General features: G+C 73.1%; 4 protein-coding genes. 1 reads left to right on the top strand and 3 read right to left on the bottom strand.

Going from position 1 to position 2,186, the window contains the following annotated elements:
* The coding region (locus AB0C69_RS41540; RefSeq protein ID WP_360362267.1) for a phosphotransferase at window positions 1–699 on the bottom strand (699 nt) is incomplete at its 3' end.
* Between the two features lie 105 nt (window positions 700–804).
* Window positions 805–1,206 carry a nitroreductase family deazaflavin-dependent oxidoreductase gene (locus AB0C69_RS41535; RefSeq protein ID WP_345186030.1) on the bottom strand — a complete coding sequence of 134 codons (402 nt, stop codon included), beginning with the start codon at window positions 1,204–1,206 and terminating at the stop codon, window positions 805–807.
* Between the two features lie 133 nt (window positions 1,207–1,339).
* Here AB0C69_RS41535 and paaI point away from each other — a divergent pair, with 133 nt between their 5' ends.
* A complete protein-coding gene (gene paaI / locus AB0C69_RS41530) occupies window positions 1,340–1,738 on the top strand; it encodes a hydroxyphenylacetyl-CoA thioesterase PaaI (RefSeq protein WP_360362269.1) in 399 nt (132 codons plus the stop codon).
* 10 nt (window positions 1,739–1,748) lie between these two features.
* Here the strand turns inward: paaI and AB0C69_RS41525 are convergent.
* A partial coding sequence (locus tag AB0C69_RS41525) for a DUF5753 domain-containing protein (protein ID WP_360362264.1) occupies window positions 1,749–2,186 on the bottom strand: 438 nt, incomplete at its 5' end.

Genomic DNA, 2,186 nt, shown 5'->3' with positions numbered 1-2,186 from the left:
GTGCAGGTGCCCGACCGTGCTCACCTCGATGTCGGGCGGCTGGTGCCCGGCGAACTCGGTGAGCAGGGCGCGGCGTTCCCGCAGGCGGCGCGCGGTCAGCGCGTCGAAGTCGGTGCCGTCCCCGTCCGGGACGTCGCGCAGCATCGCCTCGACGGCGGCGGCCGCGTCGGCGGCCCGCGGAGCCGGCACGAGCATGCTCTGCTGGACGGGCGGCGTGAGCTCGTCGAGCGCGGCGTGCAGGCGGCCGAGCAGCTCGCCGAGGGCCTCGCACTGGGTGAACGTCAGCTCCAGGCCGCCGCGGCCGCGGCCGCCGACCCACGGATACAGGACGTATCCGCGGCCGGCGGCCGTGACCACCGTTCGGCCGCTCCGCGCCGGCACGGGCGCGTGAACCGGGAGGCCGGCCGCGTCGAGCGCGGCCGTGACGCCGTGCTGGAACAGCAGGCGGCGCCGGTCGGCGCCGGTGTGCTCCCTGAGGAAGAACGCCCCGCCCGCCGCGTCGACGCGCCAGCTCCGGCCGCCCGGCCCGGTCGCCAGCGGGGTCGCCGTGCCCGGAGCGCCGATCTCCCAGCGCTTCAGCAGCCGCGGTGGAAGCGGATCCGCGCCGGTGGCGCCGCCGTCCGCCGCCTGCCCGCCGTCGCCGGCCCGCTGTTCGGCGTCGGCCCTGTCTCTGGCGTCAGCACTCTGGGACGTCGGCACCTCGGCACCTCGGCTGCTTCGGACGGACGGCGGTCGAATGAGTGTTCTACGCCGACGCTACACGTCCCGGCCGCGGCGCGAAAGTGAACCGCGCCGCCCCGCGTCTCAGACGCGTTCGAGGACGACGACGGGGATGTCGCGGTCCGTCTTCTTCTGGTACTCGTCGTAGTCCGGCCACGTGGCGGCCATCTTCCGCCAGAGGGGCGGCTTCTCCTCGGGTGTCGCCGTGCGGGCCCGCGCGGTGAACTTGTCGCCCTTCACCTGCACCTTCACCTCGGGGGTGTCCTGCAGGTTGCGGTACCAGAGCGGCGGCTCGTCCGCTCCGCCCTTGGACGCCACGACGAGGTAGGCGTCGCCTTCCGTCTGGTAGATGAGCGGCGTCGTGTGCTCCTTGCCGCTGCGCCGTCCGGTGGTGGTGAGCAGGAGGGTGACGGTGCCGTTCCAGTCGTGTCCCTCCGCACCGTCGGTCGCCTGGTACCGCTCGACGTGTTCCTTGCCGTACAACATGGTTCTCTCCTCATTTCGCCCTGGCCATGGGGGCGCCCCTCTGTAACCCGCGAGTCGGGGCCGCCCTTCCCGGGATCACTACCCTGGCGTGGTGGATGATGCGGCGGAGGTGGCGCGGCGGTGCGCCGAGACGATGTACGCGCAGGACAAGGTGGCGCAGGACCTCGGCATGCGGATCACCGAGATCGCGCCGGGGCGGGCGCGGCTGCGGATGACGGTGGCCGCGACCATGGTGAACGGGCACGGGATCGCCCACGGGGGCTATCTGTTCCTGCTCGCCGACTCCGCCTTCGCCTACGCGTGCAACACCTATGACTCCGTGACGGTCGCGGCGTCCGCCGACGTGGTGTTCGTCGCGAGCGCGCGCGGCGGCGACGTCCTGGAGGCGACGGCGGTCGAACGCACCCGCTACGGGCGGAGCGGCGTCTACGACGTCACGGTGCGGCGCGTCCCCGGCGGGGAGGTCATCGCGGAGTTCCGCGGCGGGAGCCGGAGCCGGGACCAGCGCGTCATCGACGGCGGCGCGCCCTGAGGCGCACGGGTCACAGCTCGTTCAGGACGCGGGTGAGGTAGCGCGCCGTCTCGTCGGGGCGCTCGGCGGTGATGCACAGGTTGTTCATCGCGCGCATGTAGGTGTCGACGTCGGTCGGCTTGTCGAGGTAGAGCGCGCTGGTGAGCTGCTCCAGGTAGACGACGTCGGACAGGCCGGGCTCGGCGAAGCGCAGGATCGTGAACGGGCCTCCCGCGGCGGCGTGCCCTCCCGCGCCGAACGGCACGATCTGGAGCGTGACGTTGGGCAGTTCCGACACCTCGATCAGATGCCGGATCTGGTCGCGCATCACCTCGCGGCCGCCGAGCGGACGGCGCACGACCGCCTCGTCCAGCACGGCCCACAGCGTCGGCGCGTCCGGGGAGGTGAACCGCTCCTGCCGGGTGGTGCGGATCTGGACGCGGCGCTCGACCTCCTCGTCACTGGCGTC

The organism is Actinomadura sp. NPDC048032 (assembly GCF_040653175.1).
Lineage (GTDB): Bacteria > Actinomycetota > Actinomycetes > Streptosporangiales > Streptosporangiaceae > Spirillospora > Spirillospora verrucosospora.
The sequence above is the reverse complement of the archived record's forward strand: the minus strand, read 5'-3'. Positions and strand labels throughout refer to the sequence as shown.

What these genes read in the sequence shown, in the direction of transcription:
- AB0C69_RS41535 (WP_345186030.1), bottom strand. Translation starts at nt 1,206, where the DNA reads ATGTTGTACGGCAAGGAACACGTCGAGCGGTACCAGGCGACCGACGGT.
- paaI (WP_360362269.1), top strand. Translation starts at nt 1,340, where the DNA reads ATGTACGCGCAGGACAAGGTGGCGCAGGACCTCGGCATGCGGATCACC.